Annotated in this window: 20 protein-coding genes and 1 tRNA gene; 9 read left to right on the top strand and 12 right to left on the bottom strand. The window is 67.0% G+C overall.

The features are described from left to right. Positions 1-106 precede the first annotated feature (106 nt). From LIG30_RS13570 to recA, 7 genes are all read right to left on the bottom strand, one after another. Complete coding sequence (locus LIG30_RS13570; protein ID WP_038713005.1) at positions 107-715, bottom strand: pilin; 609 nt, start codon at positions 713-715, stop codon at positions 107-109. A 99-nt stretch (positions 716-814) separates the two neighbouring features. Then, a complete protein-coding gene (locus tag LIG30_RS13575) occupies positions 815-1,525 on the bottom strand; it encodes a TerC family protein (RefSeq protein WP_038713007.1) in 711 nt (236 codons plus the stop codon). 154 nt (positions 1,526-1,679) lie between these two features. After that, positions 1,680-2,561: a succinate--CoA ligase subunit alpha gene (sucD, locus tag LIG30_RS13580; RefSeq protein WP_038713009.1), complete on the bottom strand. Its 882-nt coding sequence runs from the start codon at positions 2,559-2,561 to the stop codon at positions 1,680-1,682. Between the two features lie 64 nt (positions 2,562-2,625). Beyond that, the gene (gene sucC, locus LIG30_RS13585; protein WP_038713012.1) at positions 2,626-3,792 is read right to left on the bottom strand and encodes an ADP-forming succinate--CoA ligase subunit beta; all 1,167 of its coding nucleotides are present in this window, start codon (positions 3,790-3,792) and stop codon (positions 2,626-2,628) included. A gap of 67 nt (positions 3,793-3,859) precedes the next feature. Then, on the bottom strand, positions 3,860-4,462 hold the full coding sequence (locus LIG30_RS13590) for a DUF2889 domain-containing protein (RefSeq protein WP_152986088.1): 603 nt from the start codon (positions 4,460-4,462) through the stop codon (positions 3,860-3,862). A 146-nt stretch (positions 4,463-4,608) separates the two neighbouring features. Then, positions 4,609-5,466, bottom strand: a complete 858-nt coding sequence (recX, locus tag LIG30_RS13595) for a recombination regulator RecX (RefSeq protein WP_038713013.1) — start codon at positions 5,464-5,466, stop codon at positions 4,609-4,611. Continuing rightward, the gene (gene recA, locus LIG30_RS13600) at positions 5,466-6,536 is read right to left on the bottom strand and encodes a recombinase RecA (RefSeq protein ID WP_038713016.1); all 1,071 of its coding nucleotides are present in this window, start codon (positions 6,534-6,536) and stop codon (positions 5,466-5,468) included. Before recA ends, recX begins: the two co-directional genes overlap by 1 nt. A gap of 197 nt (positions 6,537-6,733) precedes the next feature. On the opposite strand from recA, the gene LIG30_RS13605 reads away from it, so the two are divergent. From LIG30_RS13605 to LIG30_RS13620, 4 genes are all read left to right on the top strand, one after another. After that, positions 6,734-7,462 carry a response regulator transcription factor gene (locus LIG30_RS13605; protein ID WP_038713017.1) on the top strand — a complete coding sequence of 243 codons (729 nt, stop codon included), beginning with the start codon at positions 6,734-6,736 and terminating at the stop codon, positions 7,460-7,462. Positions 7,463-7,480: 18 nt separating this feature from the next. Beyond that, positions 7,481-9,034, top strand: coding sequence for a sensor histidine kinase (locus LIG30_RS13610; protein ID WP_038713019.1), 1,554 nt, complete (start codon positions 7,481-7,483; stop codon positions 9,032-9,034). Positions 9,035-9,250: 216 nt separating this feature from the next. Continuing rightward, positions 9,251-10,909 (top strand): MFS transporter, encoded by a 1,659-nt coding sequence (locus LIG30_RS13615; protein ID WP_038713021.1) that lies wholly within the window; start codon positions 9,251-9,253, stop codon positions 10,907-10,909. Between the two features lie 106 nt (positions 10,910-11,015). Then, positions 11,016-11,092, top strand: a tRNA-Met gene (locus LIG30_RS13620). A 446-nt stretch (positions 11,093-11,538) separates the two neighbouring features. On the opposite strand, the gene LIG30_RS13625 is transcribed toward LIG30_RS13620, so the two are convergent. Beyond that, entirely contained in the window at positions 11,539-11,844 is a 306-nt protein-coding gene (locus LIG30_RS13625) for a DUF4148 domain-containing protein (RefSeq protein WP_038713023.1), read from the bottom strand. 351 nt (positions 11,845-12,195) lie between these two features. On the opposite strand from LIG30_RS13625, the gene LIG30_RS13630 reads away from it, so the two are divergent. Then, the gene (locus LIG30_RS13630; RefSeq protein ID WP_038713026.1) at positions 12,196-12,546 is read left to right on the top strand and encodes a DUF4148 domain-containing protein; all 351 of its coding nucleotides are present in this window, start codon (positions 12,196-12,198) and stop codon (positions 12,544-12,546) included. Positions 12,547-12,813: 267 nt separating this feature from the next. On the opposite strand, the gene LIG30_RS13635 is transcribed toward LIG30_RS13630, so the two are convergent. Further along, positions 12,814-13,200 carry an MAPEG family protein gene (locus LIG30_RS13635; protein WP_038713028.1) on the bottom strand — a complete coding sequence of 129 codons (387 nt, stop codon included), beginning with the start codon at positions 13,198-13,200 and terminating at the stop codon, positions 12,814-12,816. Positions 13,201-13,635: 435 nt separating this feature from the next. Between LIG30_RS13635 and LIG30_RS13645 the strand changes: the two genes are divergently transcribed. Then, a complete protein-coding gene (locus LIG30_RS13645; protein ID WP_051995022.1) occupies positions 13,636-16,767 on the top strand; it encodes a transglycosylase domain-containing protein in 3,132 nt (1,043 codons plus the stop codon). An 87-nt stretch (positions 16,768-16,854) separates the two neighbouring features. Here the strand turns inward: LIG30_RS13645 and LIG30_RS13650 are convergent, their stop codons facing one another. Then, complete coding sequence (locus LIG30_RS13650) at positions 16,855-17,202, bottom strand: GFA family protein (RefSeq protein WP_038713033.1); 348 nt, start codon at positions 17,200-17,202, stop codon at positions 16,855-16,857. 148 nt (positions 17,203-17,350) lie between these two features. Then, on the bottom strand, positions 17,351-18,283 hold the full coding sequence (locus LIG30_RS13655) for a CopD family protein (RefSeq protein WP_038713034.1): 933 nt from the start codon (positions 18,281-18,283) through the stop codon (positions 17,351-17,353). 411 nt (positions 18,284-18,694) lie between these two features. Between LIG30_RS13655 and LIG30_RS13660 the strand changes: the two genes are divergently transcribed. From LIG30_RS13660 to LIG30_RS13670, 3 genes are all read left to right on the top strand, one after another. Further along, complete coding sequence (locus LIG30_RS13660; RefSeq protein WP_038713036.1) at positions 18,695-19,456, top strand: c-type cytochrome; 762 nt, start codon at positions 18,695-18,697, stop codon at positions 19,454-19,456. Between the two features lie 19 nt (positions 19,457-19,475). Further along, complete coding sequence (locus tag LIG30_RS13665; RefSeq protein ID WP_038713038.1) at positions 19,476-20,774, top strand: c-type cytochrome; 1,299 nt, start codon at positions 19,476-19,478, stop codon at positions 20,772-20,774. A gap of 126 nt (positions 20,775-20,900) precedes the next feature. After that, entirely contained in the window at positions 20,901-22,391 is a 1,491-nt protein-coding gene (locus LIG30_RS13670) for a DEAD/DEAH box helicase (protein WP_038713039.1), read from the top strand. On the opposite strand, the gene LIG30_RS13675 is transcribed toward LIG30_RS13670, so the two are convergent. After that, complete coding sequence (locus tag LIG30_RS13675; protein WP_038713041.1) at positions 22,385-22,891, bottom strand: hypothetical protein; 507 nt, start codon at positions 22,889-22,891, stop codon at positions 22,385-22,387. The genes LIG30_RS13670 and LIG30_RS13675 overlap by 7 nt on opposite strands. Positions 22,892-22,897 lie beyond the last annotated feature (6 nt).

The raw sequence follows: 22,897 nt of genomic DNA on the forward strand, positions 1-22,897 counted from the left end.
GACGTTGCAACGGTTGCGCCGCACCGCCGGTTTGGGCGGCCGCCGCCCGGCGCCCGGCGACGGCCGGTCAGCCAGGCGCCGCGGCCCCTGGCGGCGAGGCCCGACGCTATGCGCGGCACTCGGCCGGCGCGAACTTCGCCGGCAGGGAGGCCGCGTCGGCCGGCAGCGGTCCCGCGCCCGGCGCCGGCAGCGACGACGCGCGCTTGCCTGCCGAGAAGCATTCCCACGTGACCGAACCGGCCTGCATCGTGCCTTTCGCGAGCGGCACGCGGGCCGTCGGCGCATCAGCGCGGTCGGGCGCGGACGGCACCAGCACGAGCGTGTTCGCATCGGCGGGTGCCACCCGGGCGCTGAAGACGACCGAAATCTGGCCGGTGTCGTCGTCGATGCGGACCGACTCGACGTTGCGGGTCGCTGCCGGCGCGCTGTAACCGCCCGACAGGCCCGTGCCGCTCGCGGCATTGTCCGCGACGGCAAGGCGCGCGGACGCGGCGAGCGCGAGCCTCTCCCCGACCCGCGAGCGCGCAAGGTAATCCTGATAGGCGGGAATCGCATACGCGGCGACCACCCCGACGATCGCGAGCACGATCATCAGTTCGATCAGCGTGAAGCCGCCGACGCGCCAGCGCGGCGTGCGGCGTGGCGCGAGCGGGCGCGCATGCCGCAAGTCGGCGGCCAGGCGGCGAAACAGGGAAACGGAAAAGGCTTCGAACATGGCTGGCTCCGGAAACGAAAAACGCCTGCCGATCAAGGCAGGCGTTTCGATCGTAGCCAGCCGGCCGCGGCGCCGGCAGTCGGCCGGACGGCCAACGCGTCAGTGCAGGCTCGCGCCAGATGCGCCCCGGCGCTTCTTCAGCGCATAGCCGACCCCCACCACGAACAGCGCGCCGGCCATGCTCGCGCCATAGATCGCGGCGGGCGTGTCGAGGAGCGGCCAGCGATCACCGGCCGGGTCGTTCACCATCAGGCCGCCGGCGATCCAGCCGAGCAGCGCCGCGCCGAACGCGACGATGATCGGGAAGCGGTCGAGCAGCTTCAGCACCAGCGTGCTTCCCCACACGATGATCGGGATGCTGACGACGAGGCCGAAGATCACCAGCGCAAGCCGGTGGCCGGGATCGGCCTGCTCGGCCGCGCCGGCGATCGCGATCACGTTGTCGAGGCTCATCACCGCATCGGCGACCACGATCGTCTTGACCGCCGTCCACAGCTTGTCGGCCGGCTTGATGTTGTCGTGCGCATCCGGGGCCGGCGCCATCAGCTTGACGCCGATCCACAGCAGCAGCACGCCGCCCGCGAACTTCAGCAGCGGCACGTCGAGCAGCACGACGGCGAACGCGATCAGCGCGACCCGCAGCACGATCGCGCCGGCGGTGCCCCACAGCACGCCGCGCAAGCGCTGGCTCGCCGGCAGGTTCCGGCAGGCGAGCGCGATCACGACGGCGTTGTCGCCGCCGAGCAGGATGTCGATGACGACGATCTGGAACACTGCGCCCCAATGGAGCGACGTGAGGAATTCGAGCATGAACGGGAAAAGAAAGGGAAATCCGGCGAGCCGGCACGGGCGGACGAGCCCGCCGCGCCGCGCGTTGCGCTTCGCGCCTTACAGAAGCGTTTCGCGAGCATAACAAAAAACGCCGGCGATGCCGGCGTTTTCTGCAGGACGTCCCCGAAGGAAATTACAGCGCTGCCTTCAGCAGGCGGCCCATTTCCGACGGATTGCGCGTGACCGTGATGCCGCACGCTTCCATGATTTCCAGCTTCGCTTCGGCCGTATCCGCACCGCCCGAGATCAGCGCGCCGGCGTGGCCCATGCGCTTGCCCGGAGGCGCCGTGACGCCAGCGATGAAGCCGACCACCGGCTTCTTCATGTTGTCCTTGATCCACTGCGCCGCGTTGGCTTCGTCCGGACCGCCGATCTCGCCGATCATGACGACTGCATCCGTATCCGGATCGTCGTTGAACATCTTCATGACGTCGATGTGCTTCAGGCCGTTGATCGGGTCGCCGCCGATGCCGACTGCCGACGACTGGCCGAGGCCCAGTGCCGTCAGCTGCGCGACCGCTTCATACGTCAGCGTGCCCGAACGCGACACGACGCCGATGCGGCCCTTGCGGTGGATGTGGCCCGGCATGATGCCGATCTTCAGTTCGTCCGGGGTGATCGTGCCCGGGCAGTTCGGCCCGAGCAGCAGCGTCTTGCGGCCTTCGCGGCGCATGCGGTCCTTCACTTCGATCATGTCGCGGACGGGGATGCCTTCCGTGATGCAGATCGCGAGATCCAGATCGGCTTCGACCGCTTCCCAGATCGCCGCAGCGGCGCCTGCCGGCGGCACGTAGATGACCGACACGGTCGCGCCGGTTTCTTCCTTCGCTTCCTTGACGCTCGCGTAGATCGGAATGCCTTCGAAATCTTCGCCGGCCTTCTTCGGGTTCACACCCGCGACGAACGCTTCACGGCCGTTCGCGTATTCACGGCATGCGCGCGTGTGGAACTGGCCGGTCTTGCCGGTAATGCCCTGCGTGATGACCTTTGTGTCTTTGTTGATCAGAATCGACATGTATAGACCTCTGTTCGATTGGCGTCGCGTGTCAACCGCGCCACCATGCGTGTGTTCGATAGCGTTACTTGCCTTCGGCAGCCGCGACGACCTTCTGCGCAGCTTCTTCCATGCTGTCTGCCGAGATGATCGGCAGGCCCGAATCGGCCAGCATCTTCTTGCCGAGGTCCTCGTTCGTGCCCTTCATGCGCACGACGAGCGGCACGTTCAGGTTCACGGCCTTCGAACCGGCGATCACGCCTTCCGCGATCACGTCGCAGCGCATGATGCCGCCGAAGATGTTGACGAGGATCGCCTTCAGGTCCGGGTTCTTCAGCATCAGCTTGAACGCTTCGGTGACCTTCTCGGTCGTCGCGCCACCGCCGACGTCCAGGAAGTTCGCCGGCTCGCCGCCGAACAGCTTGATCGTGTCCATCGTCGCCATCGCGAGGCCCGCGCCGTTCACGAGGCAGCCGATGTTGCCGTCGAGCGAGATGTACGCGAGGTCGAACTGCGACGCTTCGATTTCAGCCGGATCTTCTTCGTCCAGGTCGCGGTACGCGACGATTTCCGGGTGGCGGAACAGCGCGTTCGAGTCGAAGTTGAACTTCGCGTCGAGTGCGATGACCTTGCCGTCGCCGGAGACGTTCAGCGGGTTGATTTCAGCCAGCGACGCGTCGGTTTCCCAGAATGCCTTGTACAGGCCTTGCAGGATGGCGCGCGCTTGCGGAATCGAAGCAGCCGGCACGCCGATCTTCGCGGCGAGGTCGTCAGCCTGGGCGTCGAGCAGGCCGGTCGACGGCTCGACGATGACCTTGTGGATCAGTTCCGGGTGCTTTTCGGCAACTTCTTCGATGTCCATGCCGCCTTCGCTCGACCCCATCAGAACGATCTTTTGCGACACGCGATCAACGACGAGGCTGACATACAGTTCCTGCTTGATGTCGGCGCCTTCTTCGATCATCAGACGGTTGACCTTCTGGCCTTCCGGACCGGTCTGGTGCGTGACGAGCTGCATGCCGAGGATCTGGTTCGCGTATTCGCGCACCTGCTCGATCGACTTCGCCACCTTCACACCGCCGCCCTTGCCACGGCCACCCGCGTGAATCTGAGCCTTCACGACCCACACCGGGCCGCCGAGCTCTTCCGCCACCTTGACGGCCTCGTCCACCGAGAACGCCGGCTTGCCGCGCGGTACCGCGACTCCGAATTTCCGCAGGATTTCCTTACCCTGGTACTCGTGAATCTTCATGCGTGATTCCCTTCAGTCTGAGAGTTGGATAAAAGTCGCTTAAGTCGCTTCTTCTTGCAATTATCGGTTATTCCTTTCCACCGTCCCGCTCCGGACGGCTTGCACCGTACCAGCGCGGGTAGAACTGCCGCACCGCCTCGCCGTCGAACCGCAGTGCCTGGCAGCGGCCGAGCTGGAACGGTGGCGCGACGTTCGCTGCGTCGGTCGCCGCCGCTCCTTCGTGACGCTCCTCGCGCACATCCCACACGTCGCCGGCGAACGCCTGGATGGCTGCGGTCGGCAGCACGGCGCACAGCTCGGTGAGATGCGAACAGCCCGCGACGCCGGACAGGAGCCGGGTGGCATCGCGACGAAAATTGCTGAGGAGATTGAGCCCGATAAGGGCACGATAGGCGGGATTGGCGGCTTCGCAATGACCGGGATAAGGAACCCATTCCGACGACGCTTCGGCGTCGACGATGTTGAGGTCCCGATCAATGGTAATGCGTAGCCAGAGTTCATGAATCGGCAGGCCATCTGGCCGGGTGCCCGACCCAAGCACGACATCACGCGGCTTGTGGTCGGTCAGGCAGGCCTCGATATCCCACAAGCCGTCGCCGCGCTCATAGGCATCCGATCGGATTGCGCGTCGATGTCGCAACTGACGGTGCACGGGCTCGGATAGCGGCATGCTGGAGGTTGAGGCCGGAGAGGAAAACCAGCGGATTCTAGCATACCGGGTCTTCCGGTCAGGCCCGTGCGACGGCGGGTATTCCCGTCTGTTAAGAAATGATTGCGTTGCAGCAAACTCGCGCGGCGCGCGCGAGCGGAGCGCCGTCAATCGTCGCCGAACAGCTCGTCGCCGCCCTTGAGCAACTTCACGATCGTCGCGCGCGAGAAGCCGCGCGTCGCCAGGAAGCGTGCCTGCTTCGCGCGCTCGGCGGGCGTTTGCGGCACCGCACCGAATTTCTTGCGCCAGACCGCCTGCGCGCGCGCCCATTCCGTCTCGCGCAACTGCGCCCCCACCTCCTCGACGAGCGCGTCGCCAACCGCATGCCGCTTCAGCTCGCCGACGATCCGCGCCGTACCGACGCGCGAGGCGCGGCGATGCACGAGGCTTTCGGCGAAGCGCGCGTCGGACAGCCAGCCTTCCTGTTCCAGCGCATCGAGCACCGGCTCGACCGATTCGCCTTCGCCGGCATAAGGCGCGAGCTTGCGCGCGAGTTCGGCCCGGCTGTACTCGCGCCGCGACAGGTAGCCGAGCGCGCGGCCTTTCAGCGAGCGGGCGGGCTTCGACGATGACGACGGCCGGCCGGCCGCGTCGGCGCCGCCGTCGGACGGCGCCCCTGCCCGGCGCGCGCGGCGCGGCGCCTGGCTCGTGCGGGTGTAGACGTCTTGCGCTGCGCCCGGCGCGTCGGCCGTGCCGGCGCGCGAGAAGCCGACGCCGGACACGCGCCGGCGCGCCCGATCGTGCGCGTCGAACGATTCGTCGTCATCGAACGGATCGGCCACCTCGAACGCGTACGGATCGGCCGCCGCAAATGAAACGAGGGCATCGTCGGATGCCCTCGTCGCGGTGCGGCTCGCGGCCCGCCGGCCGGCGCCGGGAGACGCGGCGCGCCGCGCCGGATCGCCCGGCGCGTCATGCGCGGTGCGCTCGTCCGGCACGCCCGCCTCGCCCCGGCGCTTCACCATCACTCTTCTTCGTCCACCGCCTCGGCTGCGGCATGCGCGCCTTGCGGCATCGCGGCCACGCCGAGCGATTCGCGGATGCGGTTTTCGATCTCGCGGGCGATTTCCGGATTCTCGCGCAGGAATTCACGCGCGTTGTCCTTGCCCTGACCGATCTTCTCGCCGTTGTAGCTGTACCAGGCGCCCGCCTTGTCGACGATCTTCGCCTGCACGCCGAGATCGATGATTTCGCCCTGACGCGAGATGCCCTCGCCATACAGGATGTCGAAGATCGCTTCGCGGAACGGCGGCGCCACCTTGTTCTTCACGACCTTCACGCGGGTTTCGTTGCCGATCACCTCGTCGTTCTTCTTGATCGAGCCGATCCGGCGGATGTCGAGACGCACCGACGAGTAGAACTTCAGCGCATTGCCGCCCGTCGTGGTTTCCGGGTTGCCGAACATCACGCCGATCTTCATCCGGATCTGGTTGATGAAGATCACGAGGCAGTTCGTGCGCTTGATCGTGCCCGTCAGCTTGCGCAGCGCCTGCGACATCAGGCGGGCCTGCAGGCCCGGCAGCGAATCGCCCATCTCGCCTTCGATTTCGGCCTTCGGCACCAGCGCCGCGACCGAGTCGATCACGATCATGTCGATCGAGCCCGAGCGCACCAGCGCGTCGGTGATTTCGAGCGCCTGCTCGCCGGTGTCCGGCTGCGAGATCAGCAGCTCCGGCACGTTGACGCCGAGCTTGGCCGCGTACTGGACGTCGAGCGCGTGCTCGGCGTCGATGAACGCCGCGGTGCCGCCCAGCTTCTGCAGCTCGGCGATCACCTGCAGCGTGAGCGTGGTCTTGCCGGACGATTCCGGCCCGTAGATCTCGACCACCCGGCCGCGCGGCAAGCCGCCGACGCCGAGCGCGATATCGAGGCCCAGCGAACCGGTCGACACCACCTGGATGTCCTCGGCCGCATCGCCATCGCCCAGGCGCATGATCGACCCTTTGCCGAACTGCTTCTCGATCTGCGCGAGCGCGGCGGCCAGCGCCTTGCTCTTCTCGGCAGTCAGCCCGGAGCCTTTCTTGCTTTCTTCCATGAATCGTCCTTTGCTATGATGAGCAGCGTCTGATACGGGTGCGCCGGGTTCGACACCGCGGGGCACACGACGAATGCAGACACTGTATAAAAAAACAGTGTTTTATGCAAGCCCGCGATGCGGGTCCGCGCCACACACAACTTCGGAGACAGCCGCGCCGGCGCCATCGCCGCGTCGCCGGCCACCGGTCACGCAACATGCGAATTCTCATCGCCGAAGATGACAGCATACTCGCGGACGGCCTCACCCGGTCACTCCGCCAGTCGGGCTATGCCGTCGACCATGTGAAGAACGGTGTCGAGGCCGATACGGCCCTGTCGATGCAGACGTTCGACCTGCTGATCCTCGATCTCGGCCTGCCGAAGATGCCCGGCCTCGACGTGCTGAAGCGGCTGCGCGCGCGCAACTCCAGCCTGCCGGTGCTGATCCTGACCGCCGCCGACAGCGTCGACGAGCGCGTGAAGGGCCTCGACCTCGGCGCCGACGACTACATGGCCAAGCCGTTCGCGCTCAACGAGCTGGAGGCGCGCGTGCGCGCGCTGACCCGGCGCGGCGCGGGCGGCGGCCCGACGGTCGTGCGGCACGGCTCGCTCGCGTTCGACCAGGTCGGCCGCATCGCGTACGCGAACGACCGCGTGCTCGACCTCTCCGCGCGCGAGCTCGGCCTGCTTGAAGTGCTGCTGCAGCGGATCGGCCGCCTCGTGTCGAAGGAACAGCTCGTCGACCACCTGTGCGAATGGGGCGAGGAAGTGAGCAACAACGCGATCGAAGTCTACGTGCACCGGCTGCGCAAGAAGATCGAGCCGAGCGGCGTGCGCATCGCCACCGTGCGCGGCCTCGGCTATTGCCTCGAGAAGACGGCGCCGGCAAGCGCGGGCGAACCCGCCGCGCCGCCGGCCGCCGCGGCCGGCTCGACGCTGCGCTGACGGCCAGCCGTCGCCGCCATGGCCACGCCGGCACCCTCCCGCCATCCGACGGGCGAGCCCGTCTCCGCCGCCGACGCGGCACGCGACGCGCGCTACGAGAACCCGTTCGCGCCGCCCGACGAGACCGACGCGCCCGACGCCGTGCGGCCGCGCTCGCTGTTCGGCGAGATCCTCGACTGGATGCTCGCGCCGCTTCTGCTGCTCTGGCCGATGAGCATCGCCGTCACGTATCTCGTCGCGAAGACGATCGCGAACGGCCCGTTCGACCGCGCGCTCGAGACCAACGCGTACGTGCTCGCGCGGCAGATCCATCCGGTCAACGGCGTCGCCGAGCTGACGCTGCCCCAGGCGACGCGCGACTTCCTGCGCGCGGACAACGTCGACAGCGTCTACTTCCAGGTGCTCGGCACGCGCGGCGAGCTGGTCGCCGGCGAAGCCGACCTGCCGCTGCCGCGCGACGAGGATCGCCCGCCGCCGGGGGTCGTCGTGTTCCGCGACGACCTGCTGCGCGGCGACGACATCCGCGTCGCGTACACCACCGTCGCGCTGCCGCAGGCCAGCGGCACGCAGCCGGTGCTCGTGCAGGTCGGCGAGACGCTCGACAAGCGCAACGCGCTCGCGAACGACATCATCAAGGGCGTGATCCTGCCGCAGTTCGTGATCCTGCCGCTCGCGATCCTGCTCGTCTGGTTCGGGCTGTCGCGCGGGCTCGCGCCGCTCAATGCGCTGCAGGCGCACATCCGCGGGCGCCGCCCGGACGACCTGTCGCCCGTCGAGGCGCAGCGCGCGCCGCCCGAGATCGAGCCGCTCGTCACGTCGTTCAACGAGCTGCTCGCGCGGCTCGAACAGAACATGGCGCTGCAGAAGCGCTTCATCGCCGACGCCGCGCACCAGATGAAGACCCCGCTCGCCGGGCTGCGCACGCAGGCGGAATTCGCGCTGCGCCACCCGGTCCCCGAAGACGTGCAGCGCTCGCTCGAGCAGATCGCGACCAGCTCCGAGCAGGCCGCGCGGCTCGTCACCCAGCTGCTTGCGCTCGCGCGCGCGGAGAACCGCGCGAGCGGGCTGATGCTCGAACCCGTCGAGATCGCGACGCTCGCGCGGCGCGCGGTGCGCGACTGGGTGCAGGCCGCGCTCGCGAAACGGATGGATCTCGGCTACGAAGGCCCGGAAGACGACGCGCCGCTCGACGTCGACGGCAATCCGCTGATGCTGCGCGAAATGCTCGGCAACCTGATCGACAACGCGATCCGCTATACGCAGGACGGCGGGCGCATCACCGTGCGCGTGCGCGCCGAGCACGGCGCGCGGCAGGTTCATCTGGAAGTCGAGGACACCGGCCCCGGCATCCCCGCGAGCGAACGCGCGCGCGTGCTCGAGCGCTTCTACCGGATCCTCGGCCGCGAGGGCGACGGCAGCGGCCTGGGGCTCGCGATCGTGCGCGAGATCGTCGCGCAGCACGGCGGCACGCTGACGCTGGACGATCACGTCTACCAGGAAAGCCCGCGCCTGGCCGGCACGCTCGTGCGCGTCAGCCTGCCGTTGCGCGAGCCGGCCCCGGAATTACCCTGACGTGCACTGCAGCAATTTCGCTGCCGCGACGCGATTTCGACGTAGTTGCGTGCCATTCAATGCCGGATCGGCATGCGAAGCCGTACATTGAGACCGGGTATACGCGTAATCAATTTGCCGGCGCGAGTCAGTGCGCCGTAAGTTTGCCCTCCAATAATCGTCCACGGAACCGCCGCAAAGGCGGCCTACACATACAAAGGACTTGGAGACGATTTCATGGCAACGATAGGCGGGCAAATTGCGCACTCGCCGATGACAGGCGAAGAAAAGCGGGTGATCTTCGCGTCGTCGCTCGGCACGGTATTCGAGTGGTATGACTTCTACCTGGCCGGCTCGCTTGCGGCCTACATCAGCAAGAGCTTCTTCTCCGGCGTCAATCCGACCGCCGCGTTCATCTTCACGCTGCTCGGCTTCGCCGCCGGCTTCGCGATCCGTCCGTTCGGCGCGATCGTGTTCGGCCGGCTCGGCGACCTCGTCGGCCGCAAGCACACGTTCCTCGTGACGATCGTGCTGATGGGCATCTCCACGTTCGTCGTCGGCTTCCTGCCCGGCTACGCGTCGATCGGCATTGCCGCGCCGGTGATCTTCATCGGCATGCGGCTGCTGCAGGGCCTCGCGCTCGGCGGCGAATACGGCGGCGCCGCGACCTACGTCGCGGAGCATGCGCCGTCGCACCGGCGCGGCTTCTACACCGCGTGGATCCAGACGACCGCGACCCTCGGCCTGTTCCTGTCGCTGCTCGTGATCCTCGGCGTGCGCACCTTCATCGGCGAAGAGGCATTCGCCAACTGGGGCTGGCGCGTGCCGTTCGTCGCGTCGATCCTGCTGCTCGCCGTGTCCGTGTGGATCCGGCTGCAGCTGAACGAATCGCCGGTGTTCCTGCGCATCAAGTCGGAAGGCAAGACCTCCAAGGCGCCGATCAAGGAAGCGTTCGGCCAGTGGAAGAACCTGAAGATCGTGATTCTCGCGCTGATCGGCCTCACGGCGGGTCAGGCGGTGGTGTGGTACACGGGCCAGTTCTATGCGCTGTTCTTCCTGACCCAGACGCTGAAGGTCGACGGCGCGAGCGCCAACATCCTGATCGCGATCGCGCTGCTGATCGGCACGCCGTTCTTCCTGTTCTTCGGCTCGCTGTCGGACAAGATCGGCCGCAAGCCGATCATCCTGGCCGGCTGCCTGATCGCGGCACTCACCTACTTCCCGCTGTTCAAGGCGCTCACGCACTACGCGAACCCGGCGCTCGAAGTCGCGACCCAGAAGTCGCCGATCACGGTGGTCGCCGATCCGGCCACCTGCTCGTTCCAGTTCAACCCGGTCGGCACGTCGAAGTTCACGAGCTCGTGCGACATCGCGAAGGGCGCGCTGGCGAAGGCCGGCCTGAACTACACGAACGTCGCGGCAACGGCGGGCACGATGGCGCAGATCAAGGTCGGCGACACCGTGATCGACGCGTATGACGGCAAGACAACCGACGTGAAGGCGAAGGGCGCGGCGTTCGACAAGACGCTCGCGTCGACGCTCAAGGCCGCGGGCTATCCGCCGAAGGCCGACCCGGCGCAGCTGAACTGGCCGATGACGATCGTGATTCTGACGATCCTCGTGATCTACGTGACGATGGTCTACGGCCCGATCGCCGCGATGCTGGTCGAGATGTTCCCGACGCGCATCCGCTATACGTCGATGTCGCTGCCCTATCACATCGGCAACGGCTGGTTCGGCGGCTTCCTGCCGGCGACCGCGTTCGCGATCGTCGCGGCGAAGGGGGATATCTACTCCGGGCTGTGGTATCCGATCGTGATCGCGCTCGCGACGGCCGTGATCGGGTTGCTGTTCGTCAAGGACACGAAGGATTCGGACATCTACGCGCAGGATTGATTGAGGCCGGGATGGCCGGCCGGATGCGGTGTCGGCAACTTTTTTCGGGAAAGTGAAAAAAGGTGTTGACACCGCTGATGGAGCCCTGCATAATTTCATTTCTGTTGGCGAATTAGCTCAGTCGGTTAGAGCGACGGAATCATAATCCGCAGGTCCGGGGTTCGAATCCCTGATTCGCCACCAAATTCAAAAAGCCGCTGTTCCGAAAGGTTCAGCGGCTTTTTCTCGTCCGGCGTTTCTCGTCCGCGTGGACTCAGCACAGATGCGTCACGGCGGGCGGCCTCCTCTTATGGCTGGCACGGATACATCTATATTTTCCAGCGTTACCCTCCGCCCTCTTTGCAGGTGTGGCACGACTGCCGAATACGAACCGGCTACAGCAGCGTTACTGCTGCTGGACGGACTCCATCACGCGCAATCCTGCGGTTTTCGCCGCTACCGGCGTACCAATATCAATCCTTGGGTGTAAATCCGGGAACGCCATCGACGCTCAAGCGCAACAGATAAGGCGAGCCAGCGGAAATTTCGCCCCCTGAAAACACAACGAGCCCATCAAGTGGGCTCGCAGCAACGTCAACGCCACCCGCTCGCCGCCGTCCGATCCGGGCGACAAACAGGCCTGACTGGTATCAGTGACCGAAGAAGATCGAATTGTTGGGCACCTGCATCGCGACAGCCGGACGACCGGCATGCACGCCCGGCGCGGCCTGGCTACCGATCCCGCTGGCATCTTCCGTATTGGCACGGGCCTGGGCGGCCTGGAATTCCGCCGGGTAGAACGGGCCCGACGAATCCAGCTTGTAGCCTGCCTTCTCGAGTTGCACGAGTTCCTCGCGCACTTGCGCACGGGTCAGCGGGGCATCGGTTTGGGCAACAGCGCCAAACGACGCAGACAGGGTGGCGGCAGCAACAACAGCGTACACGAGCGATTTCATGACGATCTCCGATGTTTTATTGACTTCGCTCGCGACACCATGTCTTAAGCGATTGATTACATGCTAGTCATCCAAATTTTCGAGATAAACGGCAAGTTCAGACATAGATTGTTGCACCTTTCGTAAATATAAACAGGACGTTCCTTATCCCGCACGACATCCGTGGCCGGCCCCGACACCATGGGAATCACATGAGTCGCCGGGCACGCCCGGATTCCGCGAAAACGCGGGAACAGTCAGTTCCCCGAATCGTGGTTACTGTTATGCATACGCTTACATAGACTTGAGTCATCGGTTACGGACAAGGTGTTCGTAGCCAGACAAACCAAACAAAGTCTGGAGGTAAGCATCATGAAGAACCTGATTCAAGCCGTCGTCGTTGCCGCCGCCCTTGCCGCCCCGGTTGCGGTGTTTGCCCAAACCGATGCGCCGCTGACCCGCGCGCAGGTTCGTGCCGAACTGGTCGAACTCGAAAATGCCGGCTATCACCCGGCCGTTGGCCAGGACCCGCATTACCCGGCCGACATCCAGGCGGCCGAAGCCCGCGTCGCGCAGCAACGTGCCGCGGTGGCACAGGCGCAAGGCGTCGACATCAGCGGCGTCGGCAGCGAAGCGCAGGCTGCTGCTGCTGCCGGCAAGCCGGTGAAGGTGGTTCGCCTGCAGGCAGATGACGCGCTCAAGTCGCTGTATCGCCACCACTAAACAAGGCATCGCTGGCGGCCCGCGCCTGGTCGGCCGCCCCTGAGCGCGCGAAGCCGCTGCGCGCTCCCGCATCAAACACTGGCTCGCGATGGCGATCCCCGATCGCGGGCCGGTTCCACAGGAATGACCTCAGTCACCCGCCCCCCGGTGACTTCGCCCGACCCCGACCGGCCGGGCGTCTTTTCCTGTGCGTCTCCCCGTTCGATTGCCCGACAGCCTCGCCATCGTCGAGCACGACGCTTCACCCAGGCGCGCGCCACGCCCCCGTCACACGAACAGCGCGATACACAGCGCGGCGCCGCAAAGATAGGTGCCGAGCGCGCCGATGAACCGTGCGGGATTAGGCTTCTCCATCGTCGGCCATGCGATCAGCCCGACGACGAGCAGGCACCGGCAGACAGTCGCGGCGACGATGAGGAACAGGATCGCCGTCGAAGGCGAATGCGCGCCGAAATAGAGAAACAGCAGCGCGAGGAACGGCGCGTATTCGGCGGTATTGCCGTGCGCGCGAACGAGCTTGTGCAGCGGATTCGCGGGATCGGACGCACAGCCGGACGAGGTGGTATCGCGAAAGCGCGCGATGGACACAGCGAGTCCGAGCACGAACAGCAGGAGCCCGAGAACCGCCACGCAGGAAAGCGCGATCGTGTTCATATGGATGGGACGCCAGGCAGGAGTTGAACGGAATACCGAACGGTTCCGATCCTACCTGTTGGCCGCCGGCTCGGCCACTCGCGCGCGCCGCGCCTGACGCGCACCCGAATTGCCGTGCTCGGCGAAAGCCGCGACATGGACACGCCGCACGCGACGATCCGCTCGCCGCGCATTCGTCCGAATTCACCTTTCCACCGCATTGCACCTTTCGAATGCGCCCGGCCGTCTGCGTGCAAAACGCGCGCGCTCATGCGGCGCGATGCGCGACCGTGGTGCGCGATTCCGCATCCGTGCCCCCGCCCGAAGCACCGCAACGCGAGCCTCGTTGCGTTCGCGCATCGCGAGGCCGAACGTCCTTGGCAGTGCGCAGTTCAGGACTAAACTAACCCTTAATGGGGTGCGGCCGGGAGCCCGCCCTTGCAGGGAGACGCCGCCATGAATCGGCCGCTGATTCGAATCCCGCCGCGCGCGACCGGTGCCGCATCGGTGTGGAAGTGGGTGAAATGGTCACTGATTGCAGCCACGCTGGTCGCAACCGCGATCGTCGCGAGGCTTTGCCAGGTCGAGATCGAGACGTCCCGGCTGCAGGCGCGCTATTTGTCCGAACTGACCCGCGACGTCGGCTACACGGTCGAGACGGGCGAAAGCGACCATATCCACTTCCCTGCCAATGGCCCCTACGACCAGCGGCTCGGCTACGCGATGCTGCCGGCGTTCCAGCAGCGCCTGCTGGCGCGCGGCTTCGTCGTCAGCAGGCAGGCGCGCGACTCCGAGCGGATGCTGTCGCTGGCCGCCGACGGCCTGTTCCTTCCGTACGAGGAAAAGGACCAGGCCGGGCTGACCTTGTTCGACACGACCGGCGCGCCGCTTTTCAGTGTCCAGTCGCCACGGCATGTCTATCGTGACTTCGACGCGATTCCCGGCGTGATCGTCGATTCCCTGCTGTTCATCGAAGACCGCTATCTGCTCGACCCGAGCCAGCCGAACCGCAACCCCGCGATCGACTGGGGCCGCTTCGGCCGCGCGCTCGCCGATCAGGGCCTGCATTTCGTCAACCGCCACCAGTCGACGCCCGGCGGCAGCACGCTCGCGACGCAGATCGAGAAATTCCGCCACTCGCCGGACGGCCGCACCGCGTCACCGCCGGAAAAGCTGCGCCAGATCGCGTCGGCGTCGGTGCGCGCGTACCTGAACGGCCCGCAGACGATGCCCGCGCGCCGCGCGATCGTCGTCCACTACCTGAACTCGGTGCCGCTCGCGGCGCGTCCGCACATCGGCGAAGTCACCGGCATCGGCGACGGCCTCGCCACCTGGTACGGCCGCGATTTCGACGACGTGAACCGGACGCTCGCCGCACCGACCACGCCGGAAAACCTCTCCGCCCAGGCGGTCGCGTTCCGCCAGGCGCTGTCGCTGATGATCGCGCAGCGCGCGCCGTCGTACTTCCTCAACAGCGGGTATCCGACGCTGCAGCGGCTGACCGACAGCTACCTGCGCCTGCTGTCGAACGGCGGCGTGATCGCGCCCGCCCTGCGCGACGCCGCGCTCGCGGCGCACATCGAACGCAGCGCCCCGCCGCCGGCGAACCGCGTGCAGTCGTTCGTGTCGCGCAAGGCAGTGACGTCGGCACGCACGTCGCTGCTCGCATCGCTCGGCATCGACGATATGTACCAGCTCGACCAGTTCGACCTGCAGGCGACGAGCACGCTCGACAACGCGGTGCAGCAGGCGGTCGCGGCGCGGCTCGCGAACGCGGCGACGCGCGACGGCGCGCAGGCCGCGGGCCTCTATGGCTTCGAGATGCTGCAGCCGAAGGACGACCCATCGCGGCTCACCTTCAGCTTCACGCTCTACGAGCGGCGCAACGGCGCGAACGTGCTGCGCGTGCAGACCGACAGCGTCAACCAGCCGTTCGACCTCAACCGCGGCGCACGGATCAACCTCGGCTCGACAGCCAAGCTGCGCACGCTCGTCACCTACCTGCAGATCGTCTCCGACCTGCACGCACGCTACGCGGCGCTGCCGGCCGCCGAGCTCGCCCGCGTGCGCCCCGATCCGCTCGACGGCCTGACGCGCTGGGCGCTAGACTACCTCGCGCATACTGACGACCGCTCGCTGCAGGCGATGCTCGATGCGGCGGTCGAACGCAAGTACTCGGCAAGCCCCGGCGAGCTGTTCTACACGGGCGGCGGTGCGCAGGCGTTCACCAACTTCGACAAATCCGACAACGGCCGCATCCTGACGCTGCACGAAGCATTCGTGCATTCGGTCAACCTCGTGTTCGTGCGCCTGATGCGCGACATCGTCCATTACGAGATGATCCAGACCGCGGGGCCTTCGGCGTCGTGGCTCGGCGACCCCGAAGAACGCAAGCGCTACCTCGCGCGCTTCGTCGACGAGGAAAGCCGCGTCTACGTGAAGCGCTTCTACACGCGCTACGCGAACCAGCCTGCGGAGGACGCGCTCGCGCTGATGCTCAAGGACGTGCGCAAGTCGCCGCCGAAGATCGCGACGGTACTGCGCAGCGTCGCGCCTGACGAATCGCGCCCCTGGTTCGACGCGCAGATGCGCGCGGCGCTGAAGGGCACGCCGGCCGCGACGCTGCCCGACGACGATCTCGCGAAGCTGTACGCGAAGTACGCGATCGACCGCTTCAACCTGAACGATCGCGGCTACATCGCGAGCGTGCATCCGCTCGCGCTCTGGACGCTCAATTACCTGCGCAAGCATCCGGACGCACCGCTCGCCGAAGTCGAGCGCGCGAGCCGCGACGCGCGCTTCTACACGTATTCCTGGCTGTACAAGACGCGTTATCACGCGACGCAGGACCGGCGCATCCGCCGCATGGTCGAGCTGCGCGCGTATGCGGCGATCAGCAAGTCGTGGCGCGCGGTCGGCTATCCGTTCGCGGAAGTCACGCCGTCGTTCGCGGCGGCGATCGGCGCATCGGGCGATCAGCCGGACGCGCTCGCGAAGCTGATCGGCCTCATCGCGAACGGCGGCGCGAAGGTGCCGACCGAGACGATCTCCCGGCTCGATTTCGCAGCCGGCACGCCATACGAGACGCACTTCGTGCGCGCGCCCGCAAAAGCGCAGCCGATGCTGCCGCCGGAGATCGTCGGCATCGTGCGCGGGCTGTTGCGCGACGTCGTGCTGAACGGCACCGGCAAGCGGCTCGCGCAAGGCATGACGCTGCCCGACGGCAAGACGCTCGACGTCTACGGCAAGACGGGCACCGGCGACCAGCGCTTCAACGTCTACGCGCGCGGCGCGCGGCTGATCGAATCGCGCAAGGTGAATCGCAGCGGCACGTTCGTGTTCGTGCTCGGCGACCGCTTCTTCGGGGTCCTGACCGCCTCCGTCCATGAGCCGTACGCGGCCCGCTACGACTTCACGAGCGCGATGGCGGTGCAGTTGCTGAAGTCGATGGCGCCGGCGCTCGCGCCGCTGATCGAGTCGCCGCCCGCCGCCGCAGCCCACACCGCCGCAACCACGCCGGCGCCTGCCGCGAATGCCGCGAATGCCGCGAATGCCGCGAATGCCGCGAATGCCGCGAATCCATCATGATGCAGGACACCGGCTGGCGCGCGGGTCAGCCCCGCGCGCCGGTTATGGAAACGCAGCCGTTCCGCAGCCCTTTCGCCGCTCTTTCGCTTATCGCGATCGGCCGTCGTAGCGCGTGACGGGCACCGCGTCGATGTCGACGCCTTCGAGGCAGCGGATGTTGACGGCCGCCATCCGGTTGCCCTGCGGGTCGGTGCCTTCGGCGAAAGGATGGATGCCGCACGTCTTGCAGAAGCGATGCTGGATCACGTGCTTGTTGAACATATAGGTCGCAAGATTCTCTTCGGGCGTCTGCAGATGCAGATTCGCGCGCGGCGCGAACCACAGCAGCGCGCCCGTGCGCGAGCAGATCGAGCAATTGCACGACAGCGCGCCCTTCAGCTCGCCTTCGACCTCGAACTTCACGTTGCCGCAATGGCAACTGCCTCGATACAGCATGATCCCCTCCCTGTCCGGCTCGCGGGCGGTGAAGCCACCGCCGCGAGCGTTGGTCAAGCCATTCCGATGCGCGTACGGTAGCGTGCGGCCGCCTCGCATGCAATGCCCGCGGGCGCCGCGTCGAACGACCGGTGCCCGGCAGCCGCGATCAGCCGAGCGCGGCGAATCCCGGCACGCTGGCCGCCAGCACGGCGGCCGCGACGAACACGCCGATCATCGCCAGCGCTTCCAGATGCAGGATGTTGCGGAACGTATGCGCGTCCTCGGTCGACGCGGTGCGGCGCAGCCGCGGCAGCGCCGAAAAACGGTTCAGCGCGCCGAGCACCACCGCGAGCGCGACGAGCAGCAGCTTCAGCATCAACACACGGCCCCACGCGCTGCCGTCGAGCGGCGCGAGCGAGCCGCCGAGTCCGCGCACCGCGTTGAGCGCGCCGGTGCCGAGCACGAACACGAGCGCGACGACCGACATCTGTGACAGCCGCTGCGCGACGCGAATCAGCGCGCCGCGCGCGACCGACGCGCCGAGCACCGGCAGCACCGCCACCCCGCCCGCGAGCACCAGTCCGCCCCACACGGCGGTGGCGAGCAGATGCACCGTCTGCACGCCGGCTGCCGCCGAGAAGGTGCCGACATCGGCCGCATGGCCGAGCAGCGCCTTGCCCGCCGCAACCGCGATCACCGCGAGCCACAGCGCCGCGTACGCGAGCGGCCCGTTCGGCCGTGCGAGCGCGGTGAAGAACAGCACCAGCGCGCCGCCGAACGCGACGCTCCATGCAAAGCCGACGTGCGTCTGCGTCAGCACGGTGGACATCGCGCCGAACGCGCCGCCGAGCCCCGAGCCGCTCATCGACGCGGCCTCATAGGCGAGCCAGCCGAGATCGGCCAGCACGAGCGCCGCGGCCGCGGCCGCGAGCGAATGCTGCGCGCGCTGCCACGCCGGATGCGACGGCGCAAGGAGCGGCTGCGCGCCGTCCTTGCCGAGCCACGCCTTGATCAGGGCCGAGCCGACCGCCATCGCGAACGCGGCGTCCATCAGCGCGGCGAGTGCGACCTGACCGATCCACAAGCTGTCGATCCGCATCACGCGCGCCCTCCGCTGCGGCAAGCGTTGCGCGGCAGGGCCGCGCAACTGTGAGTCGGGCGTCGGAGGACGGGCAACGGCACGAGAGTCAACGTCATCGGTGAAATCGGAAGCATGGGAATGAACGGAGCAGCACGGGCAATCGCCGCACGCCCCGCGAGTGTACGTGCTTCGATGGGCAAAACGCACGCCGGTTCACGAAAGGCACAAACGATGAACGCGCAAGCGATACGCGGTGAAAAACGATGCGCGGCAAATTGTCGCAATCCGGAAACAGACTGGAACGGGCGGCCATATGTCAAATAGCCGTCATTACCCATCGATGATAGAATGCCGCGTCGCAGCAGCCCGGCTGTCCTGCCTCGTCATGCCGAGCCGATCGTAGCCCGGACAGGTCCCCGACGAATAAACATGGAGTCTCGTGTGTCTTCAAGACGCCTCATCCGTCCGCTCCTCGCCCTTCTGTTGATCGGCGGAGCGGGTCTTACGAGCGCTGCCCAAGCGCAGACCAAGCCCTCGGAGCAAGCCCACGCACAGGCGCCGCTCAAGGCACCCGATACCATGGCCGAGCGCGTGCGCGGCTGTACGGCCTGTCATGGCACGCAAGGCCAGGGCACCGACAACGATTACTTCCCGCGTCTGGCCGGCAAGCCGGCCGAGTACTTGTACAACCAGCTCGTCAACTTCCGTGACGGCCGCCGCAAGTACCCGCCGATGAACTATCTGCTGACGTACCTGAACGACGACTACCTGCACGCGATCGCCGAGCACTTCTCGGCACAGCGTCCGCCGTACCCGGCGCCGACGAAGCCGGCAATGCCGGCCGCGACGCTCGCACGCGGCAAGCAACTCGTCACGCAAGGCGACGCATCGCGCAAGCTGCCCGCCTGCGTGGCCTGCCACGGCGCGACGCTGACCGGCATGGAGCCGGCCATCCCGGGTCTCGTGGGCCTGCACAGCGACTACCTGAGCGCGCAGCTCGGCGCATGGCGCTCCGGCAACCGCCACGCAAAGGCGCCGGATTGCATGCATGACATCGCCGCAAAGCTCTCCGACGAAGACGTGACCGCCGTGACGGCATGGCTCGCCGCCCAACCGGCGCCCGCCAACCCCGTGCCGGCTCCGGCCCGTTCGATGAAGACTCCGCTCGCCTGCGGCAGCGAACCGCAATAAGGCAAGGGAGACAGACTAAATGAAACGCAAGTCCCTGTTTGCACTCTCGGCTGTCGCGATCGTCGCGGCAGCGGCTCTCGTACCCGTCCTGTGGCCGGGCAACGACACGCTGCACGGCAATGCCGTCGCGGCCACGACGCCGTCCGACCAGGCAGCGCTGATCAAGAAGGGCGAGTACCTCGCACGCGTCGGCGACTGTATCGCATGCCACACCGTGCGCGGCGGCAAGCCGTTCGCGGGCGGCCTGCCGATGGCGACGCCGTTCGGCACGATGTACACGCCGAACATCACGCCGGACGATCAGGCCGGCATCGGCAAGTGGACGTCGGACGACTTCTACCGCGCGATGCACACGGGCCGCTCGAAGGACGGCAGCCTGCTGTACCCGGGTTTCCCGTTCGCGAGCTACACGAAGGTCACGCGCACGGATTCGGACGCGATCTACGCGTACCTGCGCTCGGTCGCGCCGGTGTCGGTGCCGAGCCGTCCGCACGAGCTCAAGTTCCCGTTCAACAACCGTAACCTGCTGATCGGCTGGCGCACGCTGTTCTTCAAGGAAGGCGAATACAAGCCGGATCCGACCAAGTCGGTCGAATGGAACCGCGGCGCGTATCTCGTCGAAGGCCTCGGCCACTGCAGCATGTGCCACACGTCGATCAACATGATGGGCGGCCCGGTGAACTCGGCAGCCTTCGCGGGCGGCCTGATCCCGCTGCAGAACTGGTATGCGCCGTCGCTGACGAACGACAAGGAACTCGGCCTTGGCGACTGGCACGTCCAGGAGCTGTCCGACCTGCTGCAGGCCGGCGTGTCGAACAAGGGCGCAGTGTTCGGCCCGATGGCGGACGTGGTCCACAACAGTCTGCAGTACATGACCGACGAGGACACCCGCGCGATGTCGACTTACCTGAAGTCGATCCCGCAGAAGGCTGAAGCGCCGAAGAACATGCAGTACGAGCCGACGAAGCAGTTCGGCAACACGCTGTTCGACCAGGGCAAGAAGATCTATGCAGACAACTGCGCGACCTGCCACGCCGCCAACGGCGAAGGCAAGGCACCGGCCTACCCGCCGCTCGCGCAGAACCGCTCGATCATGATGGAATCGGCCGTGAACCCGATCCGCATGGTGCTCAACGGCGGCTATCCGCCGAGCACCTTCAAGAACCCGCGTCCGCATGGCATGCCGCCGTTCGCGCAGTCGCTGTCGAACCAGGAAGTCGCGGCTGTCGTCACGTATATCCGCATGTCGTGGGGCAACAACGGTTCGCCGGTGTCGCCGCAGCAAGTGAGCGACCTGCGCTCCGCACCGCTCGACTAAGCATCGGGTGACGCTGACGGGGCGCGGCTGCGGGAAACCGCAGCCGCGCCCCTTTGTCTTTTTTTGCGGCGCTTTCACCGCGCGGGCCGCGCGACGCATCGCCGACCACAATATTCAAGAGTGTCTATGTCCTTCGCATCCCTCGGCCTGGCCGAACCGCTCGTCAAGGCGGTCAACGAGCTGGGCTACACGTCGCCCACGCCGATCCAGTCGCAAGCGATCCCCGCCGTGCTCGGCGGCGGCGACCTGCTCGCCGGCGCGCAGACCGGCACCGGCAAGACCGCCGGCTTCACGTTGCCGATCCTGCAACGCCTCAACACGTTCTACGCGGAACACCAGAACGCGAAGCGCGCGGTACGCGCGCTGATCCTCACGCCGACGCGCGAACTCGCCGCCCAGGTCGAGGAAAGCGTGCGCGCGTACAGCAAGTACCTGAAGCTGCGCTCGACCGTGATGTTCGGCGGCGTCAGCATCAATCCGCAGATCGACGCGCTCAAGCGCGGCGTCGACATCGTCGTCGCCACGCCGGGCCGCCTGCTCGATCACATGCAGCAGAAGACGATCGACGTGTCGCAGCTCGACATCCTCGTGCTCGACGAAGCCGACCGCATGCTCGACATGGGTTTCATCCACGACATCAAGCGCGTGCTCGCGAAGCTGCCGGCCGACCGTCAGAACCTGCTGTTCTCGGCGACCTTCTCCGACGAGATCAAGGCGCTCGCCGACAGCCTGCTCGACTCGCCCGCGCTGATCGAGGTCGCACGCCGCAACACGACTGCGGAAAGCGTCGCGCAGAAGATCCACCCGGTCGATCGCGACCGCAAGCGCGAGATGCTCACGCACCTGATCCGCGAGCACAACTGGTTCCAGGTGCTCGTCTTCACCCGCACCAAGCACGGCGCGAACCGGCTCGCCGAGCAGCTGACGAAGGACGGCATCAGCGCGATGGCGATCCACGGCAACAAGAGCCAGTCGGCACGCACGCGCGCGCTCGCTGAGTTCAAGAACAACACGCTGCAGGTGCTGGTCGCGACGGACATCGCCGCGCGCGGCATCGACATCGACCAGTTGCCGCACGTCGTCAACTTCGACCTGCCGAACGTGCCGGAAGACTATGTCCACCGTATCGGCCGCACCGGCCGCGCGGGCGCGACGGGCGAGGCGGTGTCGCTCGTGTGCGTCGACGAGAAGCAGCTGCTGCGCGACATCGAGCGGCTCATCAAGCGCGAGATTCCGCAGGAAGTGATTGCCGGTTTCGAGCCCGATCCGAACGCAAAGCCGGAGCCGATCCAGCGGCGCGGCCAACGTGGCGGCGGCAACGGCGGCGGTGGTGGCGGTGGCAATGGCGGCGGCGGCAACCGCGCGCCGCGCGCCGGCGCGTCAGGCCAGCCGGCCGCGAAGCGCGAAGGCGCCGCGCAGCCGAAGGCCGCGAAACCGGCGAAGCCGCGCAATCCGGCCGCAGGCGGCAATGGCGGCAATGGCGGCAATGGCGGCAATGGCGGCAATGGCGGCAATGGCGGCCGCCCGGCGAGCGGCAACGGTGCACGTCCGGCCGGCGGCAACGCCGCGCACGCGAACCGCAATCGTTCGTCGCGCAACGGCCAGCGCGGTCACTGAAACCGCGCAGCGGCGTGCCGCAGGTGCTCGACCTGGCGTTGCCAGCGCGCGAGCACCGCGGCGCGTTCGTGCTGCAGCGCGAACGTCACCCCGGTCGCGAGGCGCGCATAGCCGACACGCTGCGCATCGCCATGCGCGATCGTCGCGGCAAACCCCGCGAGCCCGCCGAAATCGCCGTCGAGCGGCTCGACCCGCAGCTGCGCCTGATGGAATGCGCCGTCTGCAACCAGCGTGAGCGCGGCCGCGCGCCCCTCGCGAAGCGCGCGCGCGGCGCGCGACTGCGGCCACAGCGCGAACAGCAGAAGATGCGCGTCGCGCGCATAGAGTTCGCCGACGCTCAGGAGCGTCGTGCGCAACTGCCCGTCGCCGCACTCGACGATCAGCGACACCGCGATGTCGGCCTTGGCCTCGAGCGCGGCGCCATCGAACAGCGAAACGACAGCCGGCGGCCACGCATCGAATGTCCATTGCTCGAGTGCGTTGCGATGTGAATCGGTCACGGTGCG

It is taken from the genome of Burkholderia sp. lig30 (assembly GCF_000687455.2).
GTDB lineage: Bacteria > Pseudomonadota > Gammaproteobacteria > Burkholderiales > Burkholderiaceae > Burkholderia.

Bases quoted from the DNA above. Each gene is read 5' to 3' on its own strand.
- LIG30_RS13570 (WP_038713005.1), bottom strand. From the start codon at position 715: ATGTTCGAAGCCTTTTCCGTTTCCCTGTTTCGCCGCCTGGCCGCCGAC.
- LIG30_RS13575 (WP_038713007.1), bottom strand. From the start codon at position 1,525: ATGCTCGAATTCCTCACGTCGCTCCATTGGGGCGCAGTGTTCCAGATC.
- sucD (WP_038713009.1), bottom strand. From the start codon at position 2,561: ATGTCGATTCTGATCAACAAAGACACAAAGGTCATCACGCAGGGCATT.
- sucC (WP_038713012.1), bottom strand. From the start codon at position 3,792: ATGAAGATTCACGAGTACCAGGGTAAGGAAATCCTGCGGAAATTCGGA.
- LIG30_RS13590 (WP_152986088.1), bottom strand. From the start codon at position 4,462: ATGCCGCTATCCGAGCCCGTGCACCGTCAGTTGCGACATCGACGCGCA.
- recX (WP_038713013.1), bottom strand. From the start codon at position 5,466: ATGGTGAAGCGCCGGGGCGAGGCGGGCGTGCCGGACGAGCGCACCGCG.
- recA (WP_038713016.1), bottom strand. From the start codon at position 6,536: ATGGAAGAAAGCAAGAAAGGCTCCGGGCTGACTGCCGAGAAGAGCAAG.
- LIG30_RS13605 (WP_038713017.1), top strand. From the start codon at position 6,734: ATGCGAATTCTCATCGCCGAAGATGACAGCATACTCGCGGACGGCCTC.
- LIG30_RS13610 (WP_038713019.1), top strand. From the start codon at position 7,481: ATGGCCACGCCGGCACCCTCCCGCCATCCGACGGGCGAGCCCGTCTCC.
- LIG30_RS13615 (WP_038713021.1), top strand. From the start codon at position 9,251: ATGGCAACGATAGGCGGGCAAATTGCGCACTCGCCGATGACAGGCGAA.
- LIG30_RS13625 (WP_038713023.1), bottom strand. From the start codon at position 11,844: ATGAAATCGCTCGTGTACGCTGTTGTTGCTGCCGCCACCCTGTCTGCG.
- LIG30_RS13630 (WP_038713026.1), top strand. From the start codon at position 12,196: ATGAAGAACCTGATTCAAGCCGTCGTCGTTGCCGCCGCCCTTGCCGCC.
- LIG30_RS13635 (WP_038713028.1), bottom strand. From the start codon at position 13,200: ATGAACACGATCGCGCTTTCCTGCGTGGCGGTTCTCGGGCTCCTGCTG.
- LIG30_RS13645 (WP_051995022.1), top strand. From the start codon at position 13,636: ATGAATCGGCCGCTGATTCGAATCCCGCCGCGCGCGACCGGTGCCGCA.
- LIG30_RS13650 (WP_038713033.1), bottom strand. From the start codon at position 17,202: ATGCTGTATCGAGGCAGTTGCCATTGCGGCAACGTGAAGTTCGAGGTC.
- LIG30_RS13655 (WP_038713034.1), bottom strand. From the start codon at position 18,283: ATGCGGATCGACAGCTTGTGGATCGGTCAGGTCGCACTCGCCGCGCTG.
- LIG30_RS13660 (WP_038713036.1), top strand. From the start codon at position 18,695: ATGGAGTCTCGTGTGTCTTCAAGACGCCTCATCCGTCCGCTCCTCGCC.
- LIG30_RS13665 (WP_038713038.1), top strand. From the start codon at position 19,476: ATGAAACGCAAGTCCCTGTTTGCACTCTCGGCTGTCGCGATCGTCGCG.
- LIG30_RS13670 (WP_038713039.1), top strand. From the start codon at position 20,901: ATGTCCTTCGCATCCCTCGGCCTGGCCGAACCGCTCGTCAAGGCGGTC.